The following is a 22,803-nucleotide window of genomic DNA, read 5'->3' on the forward strand; positions in this document are numbered from 1 at the left end:
GGGACGCGCGGGTCCAAGATGCCCGCCGTCCCGAGCAACGGGGAGAAGGGGGAAACTCCCGATGGCCGAAGCCCGAGCGGTTTTCGTAGGTGCATGCACGCGCACGAGCGCGCGAATCACCGTGGTGGCGGATGCGAACGTCCAGGTGGCGCACCTGGCCTGGTCGGAGCGAGCGCAGGGGGGGGAGCAGCTCCTCACCCTCCCGCTCCGGGACGCCCGCCCCTACCGGATGGGCACGTTCGAGCTTCTCGGGGCTGACACCGGGAGCGACCATCCGGTACGCCGTGGACTGCCAGCCACTCGGGTTGCCGAGCCCCATGGCCCCGGCCCTCATGTCCGGGGCGCAGCGCCGCTACTCCTTCCGCCTGCTGCCCGCCGACGAGGGACGGCCCCCGCGGGTCGTCCTGCTCAGTTGCAATGCCATCGAGCACTCGGACGAGCGCAACCGCTTCGACATGTGGAAGCGCCTGCGCAAGCAGATCGACGCGGGGCGGGTGGATCTGCTCATCCACTGCGGAGATCAGATCTACGCCGACGACATCTGGAGCTGGCACGAGAAGCATGACTCGTCCGTCACCCGGGAGGAGCTCGTCGCCGAGTACCGGGAGGAGTACGTGCGCCTCTGGGGCGACAACCCGGACATCCGGGAGGTGCTCGCGAGCTGTCCCTCCGTGATGATGTGGGACGACCACGACATCTACGACGGCTACGGCTCGAACGACGACGACAGGCTCCCGTCCTCGCAGCGCTACTTCCAGGCGGCGGCGCAAGCCTTCCGGGAGTTCCAGGGCGTCAACAACCCGCCGTTGGATCCGGCCTACCTGAAGCACCGGGACGGGACGCAGGTTCCGGCGGACGACTCCTTCTTCTCCTGCTTCCGCTCCAATGGCGTCGGGTTCATCATTCTGGATGGCCGCTCCAACCGGGACTACCACCGCTCGAGCGTGCTGGGGGCGAACCAGCACCGCGTGCTCGACACGGTGCTCGACGACTGGCGGAAGGACGAGTCGCTGCGCTGGGTCTACGTCGTCGTGGGCGTGCCCATCGTCCACGCGGAGGTGGCCGCGACGCTCGCCCTCTTGGAGCAGACGGGCGACGTCTTCGGCGTGATGGATGACCTGCGCGACAACTGGGTGTCGCCGAACAACCGCGGGGAATGCGGGCAGCTGCTGACGCGGCTGTTCGACTTCATGGTGCAACGCCCGGGGGTGGAGGTGACGCTCCTGGGCGGTGACGCGCACGTGGGGGCGGTGGCGCGCATCTGGAGCGCCATCCACACCCTGCCGAACGGAAGTGCTCCGGAGTTCTACCAGGTGACCTCGTCGGGGATTGCCCACCCGGCCCCCAGTGGCCTCAAGGCCGTGGTCATCAAGCAAGGGGCGAAGCGGGTGCGCCACGCCCTCATGAATGGGGAGCGGATTCAGGGCGCGCTGATGCCCATCCCCGGCAACCCCGGCACCCGCATCCTGTGGCAGCGCAACTTCGCCCTCCTGAAGCTGGGGCCGGGGGACGGCACGCAGTGGGACCAGGACAAGAAGCTGCGCGTCGAGTTCCACGCCGAGGGCAAGCCGGACCTGTTGGAGATGGTGCTGGTGAACCTCTGAACGGACCCGTGGCGGCATCTGCTACACTGCCGGCGCGATGATGCCGTCGAGCCCCACCGCCACGCTGACCCCTCCGTCCGCCGCCCCGGCCGGGAGCCTCTCCTTCCGAGGGCTGTGGTTGTTCTCCCCCCGGTTGGATGGCCTCCTGCTGGTGGTGCCCCTGGCCTTCACGGTGCTCGCCTGGATGGTGAGCACCCTGCTGGCCCAGCCCGTGTCCGGCTCGGCCAACCGGCTGGCCATCTGGACGGCCCAGTACCTCCTGGGCAACGGCACCCACGTGGTGCTCACCTTCCTGCTCTTCGCGGTGCACCGGGACGTGCTCACCGCCGAGCCCCGCCAGCCGCGCCACGTGCTGCTCGGGAGCCTCGGGATGCTCGGGGTGGGCGCCCTCCTGTTCGCCCTCTACTACGCGGACTCCACGGGCTACGCCTACGTGGTGGGCGTCCTCTTCAACGTCTTCGGGCTCCACCACATCCTCTCTCAGTGCAAGGGCTTCTGGGCCCTGCACACGCTGCGCGGCTTCCAGGCGGGACTGTCCGCCCCCGCCCCGCTCGAGCGCCGGCTGCAACTGTGGTTCGTCCCGGTGATGCTGACGCTGGTGCTGGTGCGGCTCTTCTTCGTCGCCGAGTCCCCCCGCCCCGGGGACACGCCCTACCTGGACCTCGAGCAGGGCACGCCGCTGCCCCACGGCGCGATGGCGGTGCTGCTCACGGTGTGGCTCGGCTACTTCGGGCTGCTGTTCCGCACCCTGCTGCGCTCCGGGACGGCCAGTGGGCCCAAGGTGCTCTACCTCCTCACCGTCGCCGTGGCCACGGGGCTCACCCTGGTGGCGCCCGCCTGGGGCAACGTCATGCTGCCCGGCCTGCATGGCCTCGAGTACTACCTGCTCTCCGCCCGCATGCTGGAGCCGCGCGAGGGAGACCCGCCCTCCCGCGTGAGCCGCGCCTGGGTATGGCCGGTGATGGTGGTGTCCATGCTCCCGCTGCTGGCCCTGGGCGTGGTGCACCTGGTCATCTCCGGGCCCTCGCACGGCACGGTGAGCGCCGCGGGCGCGGACCTGAGGTCGCACGTGGTGCTGCGCGGACTCACCACCCTGAGCCTGGGCGTGGTGCTCGCCCACTACTTCTCGGACGCCCTCATCTACCGCTTCCGGCTCCCGAGCATCCGCCGGGTGATGCTGCGCCGGCTGGGCTTCTCGAGCTGAGTCCCTGGCCGGGGCCCCGCAAGCGAAAAGGGCGGCCTCCTTCCGGAGAGCCGCCCCTTTGCGTGAGACGCCTTGCGGCGACGGGCTTACAGCGCCTCGTTCTCACCGAACGTCTTGAGGGACTTCTTCTGGAGCTGACGGGTGGCCTTCTCACCCGTGTTGGAGACGTTCTCCTCACCGGCCAGGGCCTCGGCGGACGCGCCGAAGAGCTTGCGGATGTTGTTGCCGAAGAGGGTGATGACGCCGATCGCCGCGATGGCGATCAGGGCGACGATGATGATGTACTCGGTCATACCCTGACCACGACGCTTGCCCAGCTTCTTCAGGTTCTTCTTGTTGGCGGTCATTTGAATCTCCGGGGTGGCGGGTGGCGGGGGTTAGCCACCGACGACGATGTGCAACCTACATGGCTCTACCCCCGCCCTCCATCCGTCATCGGGAGGATGATCGCACTTCCCTGGGATTCCATGGACCTGCCACCTGGCGGACTTCCATCCCGCCCGGAGTGTCACCTGGCGGACATCCAGGCGCCCGCCAGGGCCGTTCCATGGGGGCCCGGAGCGCCAAGTATCGGATTCTAAAGGGGAACCACATCGCCATGGGGGGCATCAGCGCTGGCGATTCGTTATCTTTCGCACCTGCCCATGAACCTCCACTTGCTGCAAGCCGTCCAGATTTCATGGTCCCCCCACCTGCGCCTCACCCGCGCCGCGGGCGATTGTGAAACCGTGCTGCACCGTCCCGCCTCGGAGCTGAATGAGCGGCCGCTCCACGTGGTGCTGGGAACCACCCCGGAGAAGGTCCGGCACCTGGACGCCCTCGCCCGCGAGGATCGCCGGGCGGTGGAGTTCCTCTCCGCCTCGCTCGGCTCGGGAGATCCGGTGCCGTTGCGGCTGACGCTCATCATGGAGGAGGGCGAGGCCACCGCCGTGGTGGTGGACCTGCGCACCTTGTTGGAGGGCGCGCCGCCGGTGCAGCTCTCCGGGCTCGCCTCGCAGCTGAGCCACGAGCTGCGCAACCCGCTCAGCTCCGTGAAGATGGCGGTGCAGACGCTGGCGCGCAACACGGGCCTCTCCGAGAGGGACCAGCGCCGGTTGACCATCGCCAACCGGGAGATCCGCACCCTGGAGCGGATGCTGTGGCAGCTCTCCGAGTACGGCCGGGGCACCTCGCCCAACCTGGAGCAGCACGCGCCGCGCTCGCTCATCCAGGAGGCCATGGCCATGGTGGCTCCGGAGCTGACCGAGCGCCGCGTGGAGGTGCGCGTGGACGAGGCGCCGGACGTGCCCAAGGTGCGGGTGGACGCGGGCAGGCTGCGGCCGGTGCTGGCCCAGGTGCTGCTCAACGTGGCCATGGGACTGCCGTCGTCCGAGGGCGGAAACGTGGACGTGGCCATCCGCCCGGGCCCCGAGGGACGGGTGGTGATGGAGCTCAAGGAGCCCGCCGGCCTGCTGCCCGAGGAGCACCGCGACTCGCTCTTCAAACCCTACGAGTGTCACCTGGCGCGAGGGGCCGGCCTGTCGCTGGCCGCCCTGCGCCGCGTGCTGCAACACCAGGGGGGTGACGTCTCCGCCGAGACGAGCCCCGAGACTGGCACGGTGTTCACACTCACCTTCGCCACCTGAGGACCATGGAGACGCTTCTCATCGTCGACGACGACCTCTCCCTGCTCGAGTCCTTGAAGATGCACTTCGAGGACATCGAGCACGATGGCGGTCCGCGCTACCAGGTGGTGACGGCCACCCGCGCCTCCGAGGCGCTCCGGGTGGCGCAGGAGGTCATGCCGGGCGTCGTCATCCTCGACATGAAGCTCCCGGACCGCACGGGCCTGGACATCATCGAGGAGATGAAGAGCCTGTGCGGGGACGCGCGCATCATCCTCGTCACCGCCTTCCATGACATGGAGACGACCATCCGGGCCATGAAGGCCGGGGCTTTCGACTACATCCACAAGCCCTTCCCGGACCTCACCGCCCTGGACATCGTGGTGTCGCGCGCCCTGGAATACCGGCAGCTCTCCCGCCGGGCGGCCACGATGAACGTGGAGACCGCGGCGGCGCGCCTGGGCGACATCGTCGGCACCAGCCCGTCGATGCAGCAGCTGGTGAAGGAGATTGGCAAGGTGGCCGCCAGCCGCGCCACCGTGCTCATTCATGGCGAGAGCGGTACGGGCAAGGAGCTCATCGCCCGCGTCATCCACAACTACTCCTACGACGAGCCCAAGCCCTTCATCGGCATCAACTGCTCGGCCATCGTGGACACGCTGCTGGAGAGCGAGCTGTTCGGCCACGAGAAGGGCGCCTTCACCGGCGCCAGCGCCGTCAAGCCGGGCAAGTTCGAGATGGCCGAGGACGGCACCATCTTCCTGGATGAAATCGGCGACATGTCGCTGATGCTCCAGGCCAAGCTGCTGCGCGTGCTCCAGGAGCGCGAGTTCGAGCGCGTGGGCGGCGTCAAGCGCATCAAGCTGCGCGCCCGCGTCATCGCCGCCACCCACCGCACCCTGGTGGACGAGGTGTCCTCCGGCCGCTTCCGCGAGGACCTCTACCAGCGCCTCAAGGTGATTACGCTGCAGCTCCCCCCGCTGCGCGAGCGGCGCGATGACATCCCCTCGCTGGTGCACCACCTGCTGGAGCGCATCAACGAGAAGGTGCACAAGCGCGTCACCCGGGTGCCCCCCGAGGTGTTGGACCACCTCATGCGCCTGCCCTGGCGGGGCAATGTGCGCGAGCTGGAGAACGTCCTGACGCGCGCGGTGGTGCTCGCCCCGGGCGAGGTGCTGCTCTCCGACAACCTGCCCGCGCTCGAGCCCGCCGAGTCCGAGCACGGGGGGCCCCACCTCAACGGCCACCCCGTCCACACCAACGGACACTCCGGCCACGCCCTGCCCAACTTCCTGGTCACCCAGATCGATGATCCCAGCCGCATCCCCACCCTGGAGGAGGCGGAGCGGATGCTGATCGAACTGACCATGAGTGTGACCAAGGGTCACAAGGGCAAGACCTGCCAGATCCTCGGCATCAGTCGCCCCACCCTGGAGCGCAAGCTCCAGAAGTACGGTGTGCGACAGGATCAGCCGGTTTGAGCGTCGATGGACGCTTTCCGGACATTGTCGGACGTCCAACAACACCCCGCACGAATTGAACGAAACGTTCAACTTGATCAGACTGTTTGAACGTTCCGTTTCAGGTTTCGGACACTCGGAAGGTGAGAAACGGGGGCTGTAGCGCCAAGTAGCCGTCATTGCAGGGTTTTTCAGGACTTGGGAGAAGCGTTGGCGTTGGCACAAAGCTTGGAAAGGGACTGTTCCGTCCGCAGCACAGCAAGCCAACCTTCAACCGCCTGCAGGAGTAACCCACATGCACGGTTTCAATCGTCCCCTCGGTCCTATCGGCTCCAACGTCGTCGCCCCCATCCAGACCACCAGCTCCGGGATGCTCGTCACGGCGAACAAGCTGATCCCCGGCCAGGAGGCGATCGACTTCAAGGGTTACTTCAAGGTCGAGAGCTTCCCGCACAACTCGGTCATCTACCGCCCCGGCGACACGACGGACCGCGTGTACCTGCTCAAGAGCGGCCGCGTGCGCCTGATGCGGCTGGGCAAGAACAGCTCGCGCTCGGTGGTGAGCATCCTGCGCCCGGGCGACCTGTTCGGCGAGCTGTTCCGCCCCGAGGGCACGCCGGTGGAGGAGATGGCGATCGCCTCCGGTGAGGCCGAGGTGTGGAGCATCGAGGGCCGCGACTTCCGCGCGCAGCTCGAGGCCCGCCCCGCCCTGGCGGTGGACGTGGTTCGCGCCTACGCCGAGCGCGTGCGTGCCCTGCGCAAGCGCGTGCTGGGCCTGACCTTCAAGGAAGTGCCGGCCCGTCTGGCCGACACCCTGCTCACCCTGGCCGAGGCCCACGGCGAGCGCTGCCCGCACGGCGGCGAGACCGACCTGCGCGGCATCACCCAGCAGGACCTGGCGGACCTGGTGGGCGCCTCCCGCTCGTTCGTCTCCACGCTCATCAACGAGATGAAGCGCGACGGCGTGCTGGGCAACGTGGGCCGCATCCTCTGCATCCGTGACCAGAAGGCGCTGCGCAAGCTGGCTTCCAAGGAGAAGTGATTCGGCTGGAGAGCGGGTGTCTTCCCTCTCCTGCGAGGAGAGGGACGGGGGTGGAGACATCCGTCGCCGAGTCGCCGCGGTGGCCACTTGGTGTGCCGCCCCCACGTGTCCCGGTTGACGGGCACGACACCCGAGAGCCCCGGCAGCCGCCCGTCAGACGGGCCTGGCGCCGGGGTTCGCCATTTTCCGGGCACCGCGTGCACGTCCGGGCTTGCCCTGTCCGCCCGCCAGACTCAGCATGCGCGCGCCCGTGACCACTCCGCTCCCCGAGTCCTCCTCTCCGCATCGCACGTACACCGAGCGCCGCGCCGCCGCCGAGGCGGAGCTGAAGCGGCTGGACGATGTCAGCGCCCGCTACGCCAACCTGCGCGCCCTGGTGTTCCTCTCGAGCGCCGCGGTGGCGGGGCTCGTCCTGTTCCAGCGGTTGCCCAGGACGTGGTGGTGGGCGGCCGGAGCGGCGTTCGCCGTGTACCTGCTGCTCGCGGTGCTGCACCACCAGGTGTTCCTGCGCGAGGAGCGGCAGCGGCTGTACGTGCAGCTCAACGAGCGGGGGCTGGCGCGGCTGACGCGGGGCTGGCACGACTTCGCCGAGCGGGGGGAGCGCTTCCTGACGGGCTCGCACCTGTACGCGGCGGACCTGGACGTCTTCGGGCAGGGCAGCGTCTTCCAGCTCATGAACGAAACGGCGACGCGGGCGGGCGAGGAGCGGCTCGCGGCGTGGCTGTCCTGGCCGGCGCAGGCGGAGGCGGTACAGGCGCGGCAGGGAGCGGCGCGCGAGCTGGTGCCCCGGGTGGAGTTCCGCCAGGACGTGTGCGTGGAGGCGCGCACGGTGGCGAAGGAGAAGGCGGACCCCGGCCTCTTCATTCAATGGGCGGAGAGCGGGCCGTCGCTCACGAGCATCCGGTGGGCGAGGCCGGTGGCGGTGATTCTGCCGCTGGTGACGCTGACGCTGCTCGTGCTGGGGAATTTCGGCGTGGTGCACGGGCGGGTGTGGTGGGCCGGCGTGCTGGTGCAGCTCGCGGTGGTGAGACTGACGCGGGGCCCGCTGCGCGCCATGGAGGAGCGGATGAGCGCGGGCGAGCACGGCTTCGTGCGCTACGCGCCCATCTTCGAGCGGGTGGAACGGGAGCGTTTCGAGCACCCGGAGTTGCGGCGGGTGCAGGCGGGGATGCAGCACGAGGGAGAGCCGCCGGTCTCCACGCACCTGAAGCGCTTCAGCTGGCTCTACTCGTTCGTGGAGTTCAAGCGGCACCAGTTCCACCCCATCGTGCACCTGTTCACCCTGTGGGACGTGCACGCGCTGTTCGCGCTGGAGAACTGGAAGCAGCAGCACGCGGCGCGGGTGCGGGGCTGGTTCGAGGCGCTGGCGGAGCTGGAGGCGCTCTCGTGCCTGGCGGGACTGGCCTTCGATCGGCCGGGCTTCACCTGGCCCACGCTGGAGGCGGACGGGCCGAAGGTGAAGACGGTGGGAGTGGGCCACCCGCTGCTGGACGAGCCCGTGCTGAACGACGTGGAGCTGCCGGGGCCGGGCCACGCGCTGCTGCTCACGGGCTCCAACATGTCCGGCAAGACGACGCTGCTGCGCGCGGTGGGGCTGAACACGGTGCTCGCGCTGGCGGGAGCGCCGGTGTGCGCGCGGAGCTTCTCGGTGACACCGCTGCAGGTGCTGACGAGCATGCGGGTGAAGGACTCGCTGGAGCGGGGCGTGTCGTACTTCTACGCGGAGGTCCAACGCATCAAGGCCGTGCTGGACGCGGCGGCCGCGGCGAAGGGACACGCGATGTTCCTGCTGGATGAGATCCTCCTCGGCACGAACACGCGGGAGCGGCAGATCGCCTCCCGCGAGGTGCTGCGGCTGCTGCTGGCCACGGGGGCGATCGGCGGGGTGACGACGCACGACCTGTCCCTCGCGAACCTGGCGGAGGAGCACGGCGGGAAGGTGGTGAACATGCACTTCCGTGATCACCTGGAGAACGGAAAGATGGTGTTCGACTACCAGCTCCGGCCAGGCGTCGTGGACACCACGAACGCACTGCGAGTGCTGCGAATGGCGGGAGTCCCGGTAGAGGACACGGAGGCCAAGGAAGCCAAGGAGGCCCCCTCGCTGCCCAACCTCCCCTCTCCCCCCGGGAGAGGGACGGGGTGAGGGTGCCCGTCACCGTGCCCTACCCCACTGTCACAACCAGTTGTCCGGGATGCGTGAGCGCTGAAGATCTCGCAACCCCTCCGTGAGCAGGGGCATCAACCGCTGTGCCTCCACGGGTCGCGGATTCCGGCGGCCGAGCTCGGCCTCGAAGGACTGAATCAGCGCCAGTGCCCCCTTCCGGTCGAGCCGGGAGAAGTCGGGAACGTTCAACCCCAGCGCCGAGAACCCCCGCTGGATCGCGGCCCGGTGAGTCGCCTGGAAGCGCACGGAGACGTTCCCATAGAAGAGGAGCCGGAGGGTCTGATCCCGCGCCCGCTCGAGCCCGGTCCGCTCGGAGGCGGGAACCTCGGGCCGGCCGAGCAGGGCCTGGAGGGTGTTGTAGTGCTCCCGCAGCGGGCCACGCTGGGTATCGCGCACCACCTCGTCGCCCCGGAAGTAACGCGCGAAGGCCGCATGACCCGCGGCCTGACGGGCACGCAGATCCGCGGTGCTCGCGCCCACGGTGGCGGTCTGGTGGCCACCCAAACGCGACCACACCGCGAGGTTCTCCCCCTTGCGCAGCCCCCGGAGCAGATCCGGCCGGAGTGAATCCACCTCGCCGCGCGTCGCCTTCTCCCACCGGGCCAGATGCGCCGTGGCCCCGGAGAACGTACCGGGCGCGCTGCCGTCGTAGGCCCACATCGTCTGGAGGCGGGGAAAGAGCGAGCGCCACGCCTCCATCGTGGTCTCGCCGCCGTTGTAGCAGGCCGCGATGCACAGGTCCTCGACCCCCGCCGCGGCCCGGGGCATGGCCGCCGCGAGCATCGCGAGGCTGCGACGGGAGAGCACTCCATTCGAGAAGCTCCCCTCCTCGCCCCACAGGCCCGAGCCCCCGCTGTGCCCGGAGAGCACGAGACGCGAGGGAACGACGCCCCCCTTCTCCGCCCGGGCCCACACCTGGGCCAGTTGCGCCAGCTCGTCGCGCGCATCCTCCCCGGCACTCGCGATGGCCGCCGCCACCTGCTGTCCCTGGGCGAGCGGCAGCCCCAGGGTGCCCACGAAGCTCCGGAGGCCCGCATCCGTCCTCAAGTCGTGGACCCGCATCGCGCCATCCGAGCCCCGGGCCCGTACCTGATCGTCCCGGAAGGAGTCCTGGAGGGTGGTCACCCGGGCGCTGGGGTTGGACTTCTGGATGGCCTCGGCCTCCGCCTGGGTGTGCGGGTTCATTCCGAGCACCAGGGTGTCGTCGTTCCGCCTCGGGCCTACGCTGGTCATGTTCGTGTCTCCTGGCCGCCGCGGGTGTCGAGAGTGCGTGCGGCGGCTCCAGACACAGCGCAAGCCACGGGCCAGGAAGGCGCTCCGACATTTCGAGCCCTTGCGAGAAGCAGAGGCCCCCGGAGACGTCCCGAAGCGCGCACGGCATCCGTGGCGCGAGACGAGACCGCCGCTCACCACGCGTCCATGCTCAGAACGTTCTCAGCAGCGGCCTTCCATAGGGCAATACGGGCCAGGGGATTCCCACCACGATGAAGAGGAGCGCGATGAGCAGTCCCACCGCCCACCGGCGGTGCTTCACCGTGGAGTGCCCGGCCTTGCGACTCGCGTCGGAGGCCCCGTGCGCGATGATGAGCGCCAGCACCATCGCGAACGCGTGCTCGATGCCGAAGAAGCGGAGAAGGGTGTTGGACATGGCCACCCGGAAGCCGTCCAGGCTCTTGGGCGTCAACGGGCTGAGCAGGAAGTAGAGGGTCAGCCCGAGCAGCACCTGGCTGTCGAAAAAGGCGATGAAGAGCTTCTGCACGCGCCGGTCCGTCTGGTTCCACTCCCGGGCCCGCGCCCAGCCATGCACCGCCCGGGCGAGGGTGAGTGCGCCGAGGAGCACCACCCCCCAGCGCAACCAGGAATGAAGGTAGAGGACCACCTGATAGAGCATGTCTTTCACCCGTTGGACGAGGGGAAGACACCCTAACGGTACGCGCGGAGCACTTCATGCGTCTTGTGGACGCACGCCCTCCGCGCCCCCGTCACCGCCTGCCCTCCAGCGCGAGGACTCTGTGCGGGATCGAGCAGGCGAAGCGTTGGGTCCCCTACCCTGCCGCGGCACAACGTCCGCTCCGTGCTGCGAGGGGGCTCCGGATCGAGCATGTGGAACCCATCTCCTCCCTGCCCATGCTGCTGGCCCTCTTCCTGCTCGCCGCCGTTCCCGCTTCCGGTGAAGCCGGGGTGCCCGCGTCGGCGAACACCGAGTCCCAGCCCGTCGCGGAGTTGACGGTTCCCCCGGCCCCCGAGGTGATGCTCACCACCTGGGACGAGGCGGTGGGACGGCTCCGGGCGCGCTCGGTGGAGCTACGGACAGCACTCGCCCAGCTCGAGCTGGCCGGGGCCCAGGGCCGCCTGGCGCTCGCGCCCCTGCTGCCTGGCGTCAGCGCCTCCCTGTCCCTGCAGGAGCGGTTGGCGGGAGGAGGCGGCTCGCTCGTCGTCGAGGGCGGCGGGGGCGGCATCAACGTGGGGGGAGACGAGGGAGAGTCGAGGCCCACCTCGCCCCTGCTCGCGCTGCGTGCCAACGCGACGCAATCCGTGCTCAACGTACCGGCCTGGCAGCAACTGTCCGCGGCGCGGGCCCGGGAGCGTGCGGCGAATGCCTCCGCGCAGGACACCTGGAGGCTCCTGGTGCGCGAGCTCGCGCGCGGCCTCGTGTCGGTGGTGGCCGCCGAGCGGGTGGTGGAGATCAACCGCCTGGGGCTCGCGCAGGCCCAGGAGCGGCACCGGCTCACCGTGGAGGCGGAGCGGCTGGGCTCCGGGCGCAAGCTGGACGCGCTGCGCACGGCGAGGGACCTGGAGGTCGCCCGCGCCGAGTTGCTCTCCAGCGTGGAGTCCCTGCGGCGCGCACGGGCCGGGCTGGGGCTGGCGCTCGGCGCCGATGCGGAGGTGGGGCTGGCCCCGGGCTTCCGCCTGGACGGCCTGCGTGACGAACTGGCCGCGCTGTGCCGTCCGCTGAAGGGAGAGTCCCGAGCGGACCTCGTGGCCGCGAGCGAGGCCATCCACGCGGCCGAGCGGGAGGTGGCCGGGGCACGCGCCGCCTACGTGCCCAGGCTGGGGGTGCAGAGCTCCCCTGACGGCCCTCTCGGTGGACCCGGGGGTGGCGCGCGTGAGCGTGTGGAACATCGCCGCGGTGCTGGAGGTGCCCCTGTGGGACGGAGGCGTGCGGGGCGCCACGGTGCGCGCGGAACGGGCCAACCTCGCGGTGGCCGAGCAACAGCTCGAGTCCGTGCGGCGGGCCCTGGACGTGGAGGTGGAGCAGGCGCGCCGGGGCGTGGCGCTGGCGGAGGCCCTGCGGGTGGCGGCTCGGCGAGCGAGGGATGCCGCGGCCCGGACGGATGCCCTCACCCAGGAGGCCTTCCGGGAGGGCGTGGGGACCAGCCTGGAGCTGGTGCAGAGCGCCGAGGAGCTGCGCGAGGCGGAGCGCACGCTCGCCCTGCGAGAGCTGGATCTGGTGCAGGCGCGCGTGGAGGCGTTGATGGTGGAGGCGGCATGTCCTCTCTGAAGAATGAGCGAACCCCGTGCCCGCCCCGCACCGTGGGGCTGGTGCTCCTGCTGGTGCTCGGGGCCTGTGCCCGCGGACCGGAAGGTGGAGGCGGACGCCAGGGAGGCGCGGGAGACGGAGGCCAGGGCGCGGTGGCCGTGGACGTGAAGGAGGCGCGGCGGGGACAGCTTCGCGCGCCCCTCACACTGGTGGGCACCACCCAGCCGGCGGAGCTGGTGGCGATCCGCGCCCGGGTGGAGGGACACCTGGATCGGCTCACGGTGGACGTGGGCGACACCGTGAAGGAGGGCCAGGAGCTGGGGCGGCTGAGCACCGCGCTCCTCGACGCGGAGGTGCACCAGACGGAGGCGGGACTGGCCGAGGCCCGCTCGGAGGTGGCGAGCGCGGAGGCGGGGGTCGCCCAGGCGAGGAGCGCATTGGAGCAGGCGCGGCTCGCCCAGGCGCAGGCACAGGTGGAGGCGAAGCGGTACCAGCGGCTCGCCCAGCGAGGAATCGCCAGCCGGCAGGAGGCGGAGCAGCGCGCCACCCAGGCCCGCACCGCGCAACAGGCCGTCCGGGCGGCGTCCCAGGAGGTGCGCACGCAGCGGAGCCTCGTGTCGGCGGCGAAGGCCCGGGTGCGTGCCCAGTCGGCCCTGCTCGCGGCATCACGGGAGCGCCGCTCGTTCGCCAGCCTGCGCTCGCCGATGGACGGGCGCGTGGTGGAGCGGTTGCACTCACTGGGAGACCTCGTGCTGGCGGGCAACGAGGTGCTGCGCGTGGGGGACTTCTCGCAGGTGGAGGTGGCCGTCTCCGTGTCCGAGCTGGAGGCTCTCGCGCGTGAAACGCGGGCAGAAGGTCTCCCTCCAGCTCGATGCCTTCGGGGACACCCCCTTCACCGGCACCGTGGCGCGCGTGTCTCCGCAGGCGGATCCCCAGAGCCGGCTGGTGCCCGTGGAAGTGGTGCTGGACAACCCCGGGGGCCGCATCGGCGGCGGACTGCTCGCCCGGGTGCGGCTCGACAATGGGGGCGCGGAGCAGTTGCTGGTGCTCGAATCGGCCCTCCGGGTGGATCAACAAGGCGCCCCGGGTGGCCTCTCCGGCGCCCAGGGGGGCTCCGGAACCGAGACCGATGGCGGCCTCCCGGAGGCGTCACCGGACCAGGGGCGCGTCTTCGTCGTGACGGGAGAAGCCGATGGCAAGGCCCGGGTGGAGGAGCGGCAGGTGCGCCTGGGCGCTCGCGCGGATGGGCAGGTGGAGATCCTCTCGGGGCTGAGGGAGGGCGACCGCGTGGTGGTCCGCAGCGAGCGGCCCCTGAAGCCGGGCACCGAGGTGCGCCCCAGCGCGCTGTCGGACACGCCCGCGCCGGAGGGTGGCGGCGGAGGTGGCCGTGAGTGAGAGCGGACGGGAGCCCTCGGGAGAAGCGCCGCGCCAGCGGGGAGGACTGAGCGCGCTCGCGGTGCGGCGTCCGGTGGGCACCCTGATGCTCGCGGCCACCGTGGTGGTGCTCGGGCTCTTCTTCCTCTTCCGCCTGCCGGTGGATCTGCTCCCCGCCATCACCTACCCGCGCATCGGCGTGCGGGTGAACGCGCCCGGCGTATCGCCCTCGGTGGCGGTGGAGGAGATCACCCGCCCGCTGGAGGCGGCCCTCGCCGCGACGGAGGGCGTGGTGCAGGTCTTCTCGCAGACGCGCGAGGGGCAGGTCAGCATCAACCTGTACTTCCAGCCGGGCGGCGACGTGGACCAGGCGCTCAACGACGCCACGGCGGCCGTCAACCGCGCCCGGGGCAACCTGCCGGACACCATCGAGCAGCCGCGCCTCTTCAAGGTGGACCCCTCGCAGTTGCCCGTCGTGGAGTTCGCCCTCACCTCCCCCGGCCTCTCGGGCCGGGCGCTGCGCATCTTCGCGGACGAGGAGCTGGGACGGCAGCTCGCGGTGGTGCCCGGCGTGGCGGCGGTGGACGTGTCCGGTGGCGCGGTCGAGGAAGTCCAGGTGCTGGTGGACCTGCAACGGCTGCAGTCCTCCCGGCTGGGGTTGGTGGAGGTGCTGCAGGGGCTCGAGGCGGAGAACCAGGACATCTCCGCGGGACGGTTGGAGGGCCGGAGGGCCGAGTCGCTCGTGCGCACGATGGGGCGCTTCCGCGACGCCTCCGAGCCTCGAGCGCCTGCCCTTCCTCGTGGACACCACGCCCGCGCGGACCTCCTCCGGCACCGGAACGCCGGAGCCGCCCGCGGCGCCCCAGCAACGCAGAGTCCTTCTGGGGGACTTCGCCACCGTGGTGGACGGGACCGAGGACGAGCGCGTCTTCGTCACGCTCAACGGCCAGCCCGCGGTGAAGGTGAGCATCCAGAAGCAGCCGGAGGCCAACACCGTGGAGGTCGTCGACGCGGTGAAGGCGCGGGTGGAGGAGCTGCGGCGCCGGGGGACGATACCGGAGGGCACGGTGCTCACCGCGACGCTGGACGAGTCCGTCTTCATCAAGCGCTCCATCCAGGACGTGGCGCTCTCGGGCCTGGCCGGAGCGGCGCTGGCGAGCCTCATGGTGCTGCTCTTCCTCGGCTCGCTGCGGCAGACCTTCATCGTGGTGCTGTCCATTCCGCTCGGCACGCTGATGGCGGTGAGCCTGCTGTCGCTCGCGGACGCCTCGCTCAACATCTTCAGCCTCGGCGGGCTGGCGGTGGGCATCGGCGCGGTGGATAGCTGCATCGTGGTGCTGGAGAACATCGTGCGAGGCGTGGAGGAGCGGCGCCGTCGCAACGGGGGCAACGGAGACGGCAATGGCGGGGCGGACACCCTCCCCCTCCCCGAGCTCATCCCCCTCACCCAGGCACGGGCCACCGAGCTGGAATCGGCCCTGGTGGCCTCCACCACGACGAACCTCGTCGCCGTGGTGCCCTTCCTGCTCATCGGCGGCTTCGTGTCGCTGCTCTTCAACGAGCTCATCCTCACCGTGCTCTTCACAGTGGGCGCCTCGCTCGTCACGGCGCTCACGGTCATCCCCTCGCTCGCGGCCCGGCTGCTGTCCATCCGGAAGACGAGCGGCCTGTCCCGGCTGAAACCGGTGCGTTGGTTCGGCGCCCGGGTGGATCGCCTCACCCAGGGGTACGGCACGCTGCTCTCGCGTGCACTGGCCCACCGGCTGCCGGTGATCGCCGCGGTGTTCGTGGGGCTCGGGCTGCTCGCGGCCCTGGTGCTGCCCTTCCTCTCCACGGAGATCCTCCCGCGGGTGGGAACCGGCCAGGCGCGCCTCGTCGTGCAGCTTCCGCCGGGGATACCCATCGCCGACAACCAGCGGCTGATGAAGCAGGTGGACGATCTGCTGATGCGCCAGCCGGAGACGCGCTACGTCTTCACCACGGTGGGAGGCTTCCTCTTCGGCAACGCCACGTCGGAGAACGCGCTGCGCTCCTCGAGCACCATCACCCTGGAGCCGGGCACGGACGTGCAGGCCTACGTGGCCCGCGTCAACGCCGAGATGGCGAAGTTCAACCTGGTGGGCATCCGGTTGAGGCTCGCACCGGAGCAGATTCGCGGCCTCATCACCAGCAACTCGCCGGTGCGCGCCGAGGTGGACGTGGTGCTCGAGGGCGAGGATCCCCAGGCACTGGAGCGCGCGGGACAGAGGGTGGTGGCCGCGCTGGACGAGAAGGCGAAGCTCGCGCGCTACCGCCCGGACGCGGACCCCGTGCAGCCCGAGGTGCAGGTGCGGAGGGATCCGGAGCGCGCGGGGCTGCTCGGGCTGTCATCCGGAGACATCGGCCAGGCGGTGCAGACGGCGCTCGAGGGCTCCATCGCCACGCAGCTCCAGCGGGGGGAGCGGCTGGTGGACGTCCGGGTGAAGCTGGCCCGCGAGGCGCTGCGCACCCGCTCCCAACTGGAGCAGCTCCCGATCGTCTACGCGGGACAGGCGCCGGTGCGGCTCTCGGAGGTGGCGAGCGTGTCCGAGGGCACCACCCCGGCGGAAATCCAACGCATCAACCAGCGGCAGGTGTTCATCATCGCGGGAGACCTCGCGGAAGGAGCGAGCCTCGGCGACGCACTGGCGGAGGTGGAGCGGATCCTCTCCGAGGTGGAGCTGCCGCGCGGCGTGTCGATCATGGAGAGCAACGCGGCCCGGAGCAATCGGGAGCTGCAACGCTCGCTGTTCGTGCTGGGAGGGCTCGCCATCTTCCTGGTGCTCACCGTGATGGCCGTCCAGTACGACTCGCTGGTGGACCCGCTCGTCATCCTCTTCACCATCCCGCTCGCGCTGGTGGGCGGAACGCTGGGGCTGGTGGTGACGGGCGTGGCGATGGGAGCCACCGCGCTCATCGGCATGGTGATGCTGGTGGGCGTCATCGTCGGCAACGGCATCATCCTGGTGGAGCTCGCCAACCAACTGCGCGAGGAGTCCCCCGGGCTGTCGCGCCTGGAGGCGATGCAACGCGCCGCGCCCATGCGCCTGCGCCCCATCCTCATCACCACGCTGCTGGCCACGCTGGGCCTGGTGCCCATCGCGCTCGGCTTCGGCGAGGGCACCGAGCTGCTGCGTCCGCTCGCGCTCGTCACGCTCTCCGGGCTCAGCCTGGGAACGCTGCTCACGCTCTTCGTGGTGCCGTGCCTCTACGTCACCCTGCACGCGCTCGTCGCGTGGCGCCCCGGGCGGCGGAGGCTCCGAGAACACGAAGGCCCCTCCAGGCGTGAGCCGGGAGAGGCCTCGTGACGGGATTCAACCCGTGATTACTTCGCCAGCTCGATGAGGGCCGCGGCGCCCATGCCGCCGCCGATGCACATCGTCACCACGCCGTAGCGGCCGTTGCGACGCTTCAGCTCGCGCAGGATGGTGGCCACCAGCCGCGTCCCGGACACGCCCAGCGGGTGGCCCAGCGCGATGGCGCCGCCGTTCGGGTTCACCTTGTCCAGGGGGATACCGAGCTCCCGGATGCAGTGCAGCGCCTGCGCCGCGAAGGCCTCGTTCAGCTCGAAGACGTCGATGTCCTCGACCTTGAGGTTGTTCTTCGCCAGCAGCTTCTTCACCGCGGGCACCGGGCCCACGCCCATGATCTCCGGGGGCACGCCGGCCACCTGGTAGTCCAGGAAGTAGCCGAGCGGCTTCACCCCGAGCTGCTGCGCCTTCTCCTCGGTCATCACCACCGCGGCCGCCGCGCCGTCCGTCAGCGGCGACGCGTTACCGGCCGTCACCACGCCCTTCTGGTTGAAGGCGGGCCGGAGCTTGGCCAGCCCCTCCAGCGTGGTGTCCGGACGCAGGATGGTGTCCACCGAGACCGTCACCTGGTGCGCCTTGCCGTCCTCGTCGAAGACGGTGGTGGTCACCGGAACGATCTCCTCCTTGAACTTGCCCTGCTCGCGCGCGGTGGCGGCACGGCGCTGGCTCTCGTAGGCGAACTTGTCCGCGTCCTCACGCGACACGCTGTAGCGCGAGGCGATGTTCTCCGCGGTGGCGCCCATGGAGGTGTAGACCTCGGGGAACTTCTCCATGATCTCCGGGTTGGCGCTCACCTTGTTGCCACCCATGGGGACCATCGTCATGGACTCGGTGCCACCGGCCACGGCGACCTGGATCATCCCCGCCTTGATGGCCTGCGCCGCCTGGGCGATGGACTGCGTGCCCGACGAGCAGAAGCGGTTGATGGTCATCCCGGGCACGGTGTCCGGCAGCCCGGCGAGCAGGGCGGCGTTGCGTGCCACGTTCATCCCCTGCTCCGCCTCCGGCATGGCGCAGCCGAGGATCACGTCCTCGATCTCCTCGGGCTTCAGGCCGGGGACCTGGGCCACGGCCTCCTTGATGGCGAGGGCCGCGAGCGTATCGGGCCGGGTGTCCTTGAACTCTCCCTTGTGCGCGCGGGTGAACGGGGTGCGCACCGCGCTGGCAATCACGACTCGACCGGGCATCTGTCTGTCTCCTCGCCCGGGGAGCGACCCCCGGGCTTTAGAATCTCGAATCACTGAATGACTTGGAAACTGGCTAACGCCGCCGCCTCAGTTGCGCAGCGGCTTGCCCTTCTCGAGCATGAACATCAGCCGGTCCTGCGTCTTCTCCTCGCCGCACAGGCTGAGGAAGGCCTCCAGCTCCAGCTCCAGCAGCCGCTCCTCGGTGACGAGCACGGAGGGGCTGGTGTCGCCGCCGGTGAGCACGCGCGCCAGCTTCTGGGCGATCTTCCGGTCGTGCGCGGACACCTGGCCATTGAGCTCCATGTCGTAGAGCATCATGTCGATGGTGGCGAAGCCGCTGGAGCCGGGCAGGCGGAAGCGCGTGGGGCGCGGCGCGCGGAAGCCCGCGTTGGCCATGCCGAGCACCCGCTGCTTGGCGTCCGACAGCAGGAAGTCGCGGTTGGCGCTGATGCCGTCGTTGGCGTTGAGGAAGCCCAGCTCGCGCGCCTCCTCGGCGCTGGTGGCCACCTTCGCGGTGCCGATGGCCAGGAACACCTTCTTGATGAAGGGGAAGGCGTCGAAGTCCTTGTCCGCCGCGTACGCGCCGTACACGTTGCGCAGGAGCTGCATGGTGCCGCCGCCGCCGGGGATGAGGCCCACACCCACCTCGACGAGGCCCATGTACAGCTCGGCCGAGGCCTGGATGGCGTTGCCGCCCATGGCCGACTCGGCGCCGCCGCCGAGCGTCAGGTTGAAGGGCGCCGTCACCACCGGCACCGGGCTGTAGCGCATGCGCTGGTTGGCCGCCTGGAAGCCCGACGCCATCTTGCGGATGGCCTCGAACTCGTCGCTCTTGGCCGCCATCAGCAGCGCCATGATGTTGGCGCCCGCCGAGAAGTTCGCCCCATCGTTGCCGACCACGAGCCCGCGGAAGTTCTTCTCCGTCTCGTCCAGGGCCGTGTTCATCATCGCGATGATGTTGTCGTCGATGGAGTTCATCTTGGAGTGGAACTCCAGCAGCGTCACCCCATCGCCCATGTCCCACAGGCTGGCGGACTCATTGCCGGTGATCTTCTTGTTGCCGCGCTTGAGGTACTCCACGCGCGACGTGCGGGCGTTCTCCGGCACCACCTTCACGGACTTGCTGGGGATGTCCCAGTAGGTGTCCTTGCCGCCCTCCACGCCGTAGAAGGACGTGCGGCCCGAGGCCACCATCTGCTCCACCCAGGCGGCGGGCTTGAGGCCCAGCTCCTTCATCCGCTCCAGGCCCTTCTTCACGCCGTAGGCATCCCAGGTCTCGAAGGGCCCCAGGTCCCAGGCGAAGCCCCAGCGCATGCCGCGGTCGATGTTGACCACGTCGTCGGCGATCTCCGGAATCCGGCGGCTGGCGTAGGCGAGCACGTCCAGCGTGATCCGCTCGGCGAACTTCGCGGCCTTGTCCTGGCCGTTGAGCACGGTGGCCACGCGCTCGCGCACGTCCTCCACGTCCTTGGCGGCGCCCAGCGACTCGTAGCGCACCTTGACCTGCGGCCGGTACTCCAGCGTCTTCAGGTCCAGGGCGAGGATGTCCTTGCCCCCGGCGCTGCGGTCCTTCTTGTAGAAGCCGCCGCCGCTCTTGTCGCCGAGCATCCCCTTGGCGACCATCTTCTGGAGGAAGTCGGGGATGGCGAAGACCTCACGCTCCTCGTCCTGGGTGAGCGTGTCGTAGCAGTTCTTCGCCACGTGGCTGAAGGTGTCCAGGCCCACGATGTCCGCAGTGCGGAACACGGCGGACTTGGGGCGGCCCATGGCGGGGCCGAAGATCTTGTCCACCTCCTCGATGGACAGCTCCGCCTTCTGCATCTCCGAGATGGTGCGCATCATCCCGTAGGTGCCCACGCGGTTGGCGATGAAGTTGGTGGTGTCCTTGCCGTAGACGATGCCCTTGCCGAGCACCTCCTCGCCGAAGCGGTGGATGCTCTTCACCACCTCGGGGTCCGTCTCCGGGCCCGCCACGAGCTCCAGCAGCTTCATGTAGCGGACGGGGTTGAAGAAGTGGGTGACGAGGAAGTTCTTGCGGAAGTCGGCGCCACGGCCCTCCAGCATGCCCTTGATGGACAGGCCCGAGGTGTTGGAGCTGATGATGGTGCCCTTGCGCGCATGCTGCTCCACCTTGGCGAACAGGGCCTGCTTGACGGCCATGTCCTCCTTCACCACCTCGATGATCCAGTCGCACTCGGCGAGCCGACCCAGGTCATCCTCGAAGTTGCCCACCTCGATGGCCGTGAACACCTGCTCGGACACGATGGGGCTGGGCTTCTGCTTGCGCATGTTGGCCAGCGCCCCGAGGGCGAACTTGTTCTTGAAGGCCTTGGAGGCCGTGTCCTCACCCGGTGCCGCCTTGGGGGGAACAATGTCCAGCAGGAGTGCGCGCACGCCCGAGTTGGCCAGGTGCGCGGCGATGCCGCTGCCCATCACGCCCGCGCCCAGAACTGCCACTTTGCGGATCCGCATCGTCATCGAAAGAGGCTCCCTGATTGAAAAAGGATGGCAGGAGACATTGCGCCGGTTGATTCAAAAGTCAACCGGCTCTTGAGGCCCCTGTCACCGGCGGGTGGGAGGTAAGGTACGAGCCCCCATGGCCCGACTCGATCCGCACTCGTACAACGACGACACCCAACCCGAGACCGAGACCCTCACCTGGAAGGCGCGCGTGGACTTCCGAACGCGCCGGCTGCACGCGGAGGCCACCCTCGCCCTGAGGGAAGCATCCGCCGGCCCGCTGGACCTGGACACGAGGGAGTTGGAGATCCGCTCGGTGGTGGACGCTCAGGGCAAGCCCCTGCCCTTCCTGGTGTCCCCGCCCGAACCGATTCTCGGCAGCCGCCTGAGGGTGGAGCTGCGCCCCGGCACGAAGCAGCTCACCATCCGCTACCGGACATCCCCGCAGGCGAGCGCGCTGCAGTGGCTGACGCCGGCGCAGACGGCGGGAGGGCAGTACCCGTACCTCTTCAGCCAGTGCCAGGCGATCCACGCACGCTCGGTGGTACCGCTCCAGGACACGCCGCGAATCCGCATCCGCTACAAGGCGGAGCTGACGGTGCCCAAGGAGCTCAAGGCGGTGATGGCGGCGGGCTTCACGGGGCGCGAGGAGCAGGGAGTGGAGGCGGTGGAGCGCTACGAGATGCCACAGCCGATTCCGCCCTACCTGCTGGCCTTCGCGGTGGGGAGGCTGGCGGCGAAGGAGCTGGGGCCGCGCTCGCGGGTGTGGGCCGAGCCCGAGGTGCTGGAGGAGGCGGCCGAGGAGTTCGAGGACGTGGACGCCATGCTGCGGGCGGCGGAGGAGCTCTTCGGCACGTATGACTGGGAGCGGTTCGACTTGCTGACGATGCCGCCCTCGTTCCCGTACGGGGGCATGGAGAACCCGAGGCTGACGTTCCTGACGCCCACGCTGCTGGCGGGGGACAAGAGCCTGGTGAGCGTGGTGGCGCACGAGCTGGCGCACTCGTGGACGGGCAACCTGGTGACGAACGCGTCGGCCGAGCACTTCTGGCTGAACGAGGGCTTCACCGTCTTCGCCGAGCGGCGCATCATCGAGGCGCTGTACGGGGAGGACGTGGCCAAGCTGCACGCATCGCTGGGGCGGCGCGCGCTCGAGGACGCGGTCCAGCACTTCAAGGACCATCCGCAGCTCACGGCGCTGCGCACGCACCTGTCGGGAGTGGACCCGGACGAGGCCTTCTCGCAGGTGCCCTACGAGAAGGGCTTCCTGCTGCTGCGCGCGCTGGAGGACGCGGTGGGCCGGCCGGCGTTCGACACCTTCCTGAAGCGCTACCTGGAGGCGCATCGGTTCCAGGCGCTCACCACGGAGCAGTTCACGGCGTTCGTGGAGCAGCACCTGCCGGGGGCGCTGGCGAAGGTGGACGCGGAGGCGTACCTGAACAAGCCGGGCATTCCGGGCAGCGCGCCGGTGCCGCGCTCGGAGCGGCTGGAGCGGATGACGAGCCACAAGGCCAAGGTGCCCACGGTGGAGGAAGTGAAGGACTGGACCCCGGCCGAGTGGCAGCTCTACATCCACTCGCTGCCGCCGGGGACGTCGCGGGACGTGTTCCGGCAGTTGGACGAGCGCTTCCACCTGACGAAGAGCCACAACGCGGAGGTGCTGGTGTCGTGGCTGGCGGCGTCGCTGCGGGCGGGCTGGCCGCCGGCGCTGGGACGCACCGAGGCCTTCCTGGGCGAGGTGGGACGCATGAAGTACCTCAAGCCGCTGTATGGGGCACTGGCGGCCACGTCCGAGGGCAAGGCGCTGGCGCGCAGCCTGTTCAACCGCTACGCCGAGCGCTACCACCCCATCGCCCAGGCCGCGGTCGAGTCCATCCTCAACCGCGCGTAG

The 22,803-nt window shown here is 69.8% G+C and carries 15 protein-coding genes and 3 pseudogenes; 13 read left to right on the forward strand and 5 right to left on the reverse strand.

The annotated features are described in order from the left end of the window. The first annotated feature begins 317 nt into the window (after positions 1 to 317). Positions 318 to 1,604 (forward strand): alkaline phosphatase D family protein, encoded by a 1,287-nt coding sequence (locus tag ACN28I_RS14690; protein WP_420942659.1) that lies wholly within the window; start codon positions 318 to 320, stop codon positions 1,602 to 1,604. Between the two features lie 37 nt (positions 1,605 to 1,641). Then, complete coding sequence (locus tag ACN28I_RS14695; RefSeq protein ID WP_420942660.1) at positions 1,642 to 2,808, forward strand: hypothetical protein; 1,167 nt, start codon at positions 1,642 to 1,644, stop codon at positions 2,806 to 2,808. 86 nt (positions 2,809 to 2,894) lie between these two features. On the opposite strand, the gene ACN28I_RS14700 is transcribed toward ACN28I_RS14695, so the two are convergent. Further along, a complete protein-coding gene (locus ACN28I_RS14700; RefSeq protein ID WP_420942661.1) occupies positions 2,895 to 3,155 on the reverse strand; it encodes a hypothetical protein in 261 nt (86 codons plus the stop codon). A 309-nt stretch (positions 3,156 to 3,464) separates the two neighbouring features. Between ACN28I_RS14700 and ACN28I_RS14705 the strand changes: the two genes are divergently transcribed. The 4 genes from ACN28I_RS14705 (at position 3,465) to ACN28I_RS14720 (ending at position 9,060) form a co-directional block, all read left to right on the forward strand. Then, positions 3,465 to 4,433, forward strand: coding sequence for a histidine kinase dimerization/phospho-acceptor domain-containing protein (locus tag ACN28I_RS14705; protein ID WP_420942662.1), 969 nt, complete (start codon positions 3,465 to 3,467; stop codon positions 4,431 to 4,433). 5 nt (positions 4,434 to 4,438) lie between these two features. Further along, a complete protein-coding gene (locus ACN28I_RS14710; protein WP_420942663.1) occupies positions 4,439 to 5,893 on the forward strand; it encodes a sigma-54-dependent transcriptional regulator in 1,455 nt (484 codons plus the stop codon). 274 nt (positions 5,894 to 6,167) lie between these two features. After that, entirely contained in the window at positions 6,168 to 6,914 is a 747-nt protein-coding gene (gene mrpC, locus ACN28I_RS14715; protein WP_203403370.1) for a Crp/Fnr family transcriptional regulator MrpC, read from the forward strand. Between the two features lie 238 nt (positions 6,915 to 7,152). Beyond that, positions 7,153 to 9,060, forward strand: a complete 1,908-nt coding sequence (locus ACN28I_RS14720; RefSeq protein WP_420942664.1) for a MutS-related protein — start codon at positions 7,153 to 7,155, stop codon at positions 9,058 to 9,060. A 30-nt stretch (positions 9,061 to 9,090) separates the two neighbouring features. Here ACN28I_RS14720 and ACN28I_RS14725 read toward each other — a convergent pair whose 3' ends face one another. Both ACN28I_RS14725 and ACN28I_RS14730 read right to left on the reverse strand, forming a co-directional pair. After that, the gene (locus tag ACN28I_RS14725) at positions 9,091 to 10,314 is read right to left on the reverse strand and encodes a hypothetical protein (RefSeq protein WP_420942665.1); all 1,224 of its coding nucleotides are present in this window, start codon (positions 10,312 to 10,314) and stop codon (positions 9,091 to 9,093) included. 190 nt (positions 10,315 to 10,504) lie between these two features. Further along, positions 10,505 to 10,972 carry a hypothetical protein gene (locus ACN28I_RS14730; RefSeq protein ID WP_420942666.1) on the reverse strand — a complete coding sequence of 156 codons (468 nt, stop codon included), beginning with the start codon at positions 10,970 to 10,972 and terminating at the stop codon, positions 10,505 to 10,507. Positions 10,973 to 11,331: 359 nt separating this feature from the next. On the opposite strand from ACN28I_RS14730, the pseudogene ACN28I_RS14735 reads away from it, so the two are divergent. The 6 genes and pseudogenes from ACN28I_RS14735 to ACN28I_RS14760 all read left to right on the forward strand — a co-directional run. After that, positions 11,332 to 11,526 (forward strand): annotated as a pseudogene (locus tag ACN28I_RS14735) (TolC family protein); the annotation flags it as partial. Positions 11,527 to 12,187: 661 nt separating this feature from the next. Beyond that, positions 12,188 to 12,583, forward strand: coding sequence for a TolC family protein (locus ACN28I_RS14740; RefSeq protein ID WP_420942667.1), 396 nt, complete (start codon positions 12,188 to 12,190; stop codon positions 12,581 to 12,583). Positions 12,584 to 13,266: 683 nt separating this feature from the next. Further along, a pseudogene (locus ACN28I_RS14745) lies at positions 13,267 to 13,371 on the forward strand (hypothetical protein); the annotation flags it as partial. Positions 13,372 to 13,399: 28 nt separating this feature from the next. Beyond that, entirely contained in the window at positions 13,400 to 13,957 is a 558-nt protein-coding gene (locus tag ACN28I_RS14750) for an efflux RND transporter periplasmic adaptor subunit (RefSeq protein WP_420942668.1), read from the forward strand. A 61-nt stretch (positions 13,958 to 14,018) separates the two neighbouring features. Continuing rightward, positions 14,019 to 14,702, forward strand: a pseudogene (locus ACN28I_RS14755) (efflux RND transporter permease subunit); the annotation flags it as partial. A gap of 133 nt (positions 14,703 to 14,835) precedes the next feature. Beyond that, positions 14,836 to 17,262, forward strand: coding sequence for an efflux RND transporter permease subunit (locus ACN28I_RS14760; protein ID WP_420942669.1), 2,427 nt, complete (start codon positions 14,836 to 14,838; stop codon positions 17,260 to 17,262). Positions 17,263 to 17,279: 17 nt separating this feature from the next. Here the strand turns inward: ACN28I_RS14760 and ACN28I_RS14765 are convergent, their stop codons facing one another. After that, positions 17,280 to 18,452 (reverse strand): thiolase family protein, encoded by a 1,173-nt coding sequence (locus tag ACN28I_RS14765; protein ID WP_420942670.1) that lies wholly within the window; start codon positions 18,450 to 18,452, stop codon positions 17,280 to 17,282. Positions 18,453 to 18,539: 87 nt separating this feature from the next. Further along, positions 18,540 to 20,930, reverse strand: coding sequence for a 3-hydroxyacyl-CoA dehydrogenase NAD-binding domain-containing protein (locus ACN28I_RS14770; protein WP_420942671.1), 2,391 nt, complete (start codon positions 20,928 to 20,930; stop codon positions 18,540 to 18,542). Between the two features lie 118 nt (positions 20,931 to 21,048). Between ACN28I_RS14770 and ACN28I_RS14775 the strand changes: the two genes are divergently transcribed. Further along, positions 21,049 to 22,803: a M1 family metallopeptidase gene (locus ACN28I_RS14775; protein ID WP_420942672.1), complete on the forward strand. Its 1,755-nt coding sequence runs from the start codon at positions 21,049 to 21,051 to the stop codon at positions 22,801 to 22,803.

It is taken from the genome of Archangium gephyra (assembly GCF_049060025.1).
GTDB classification, from domain to species: Bacteria; Myxococcota; Myxococcia; order Myxococcales; family Myxococcaceae; genus Archangium; species Archangium gephyra_A.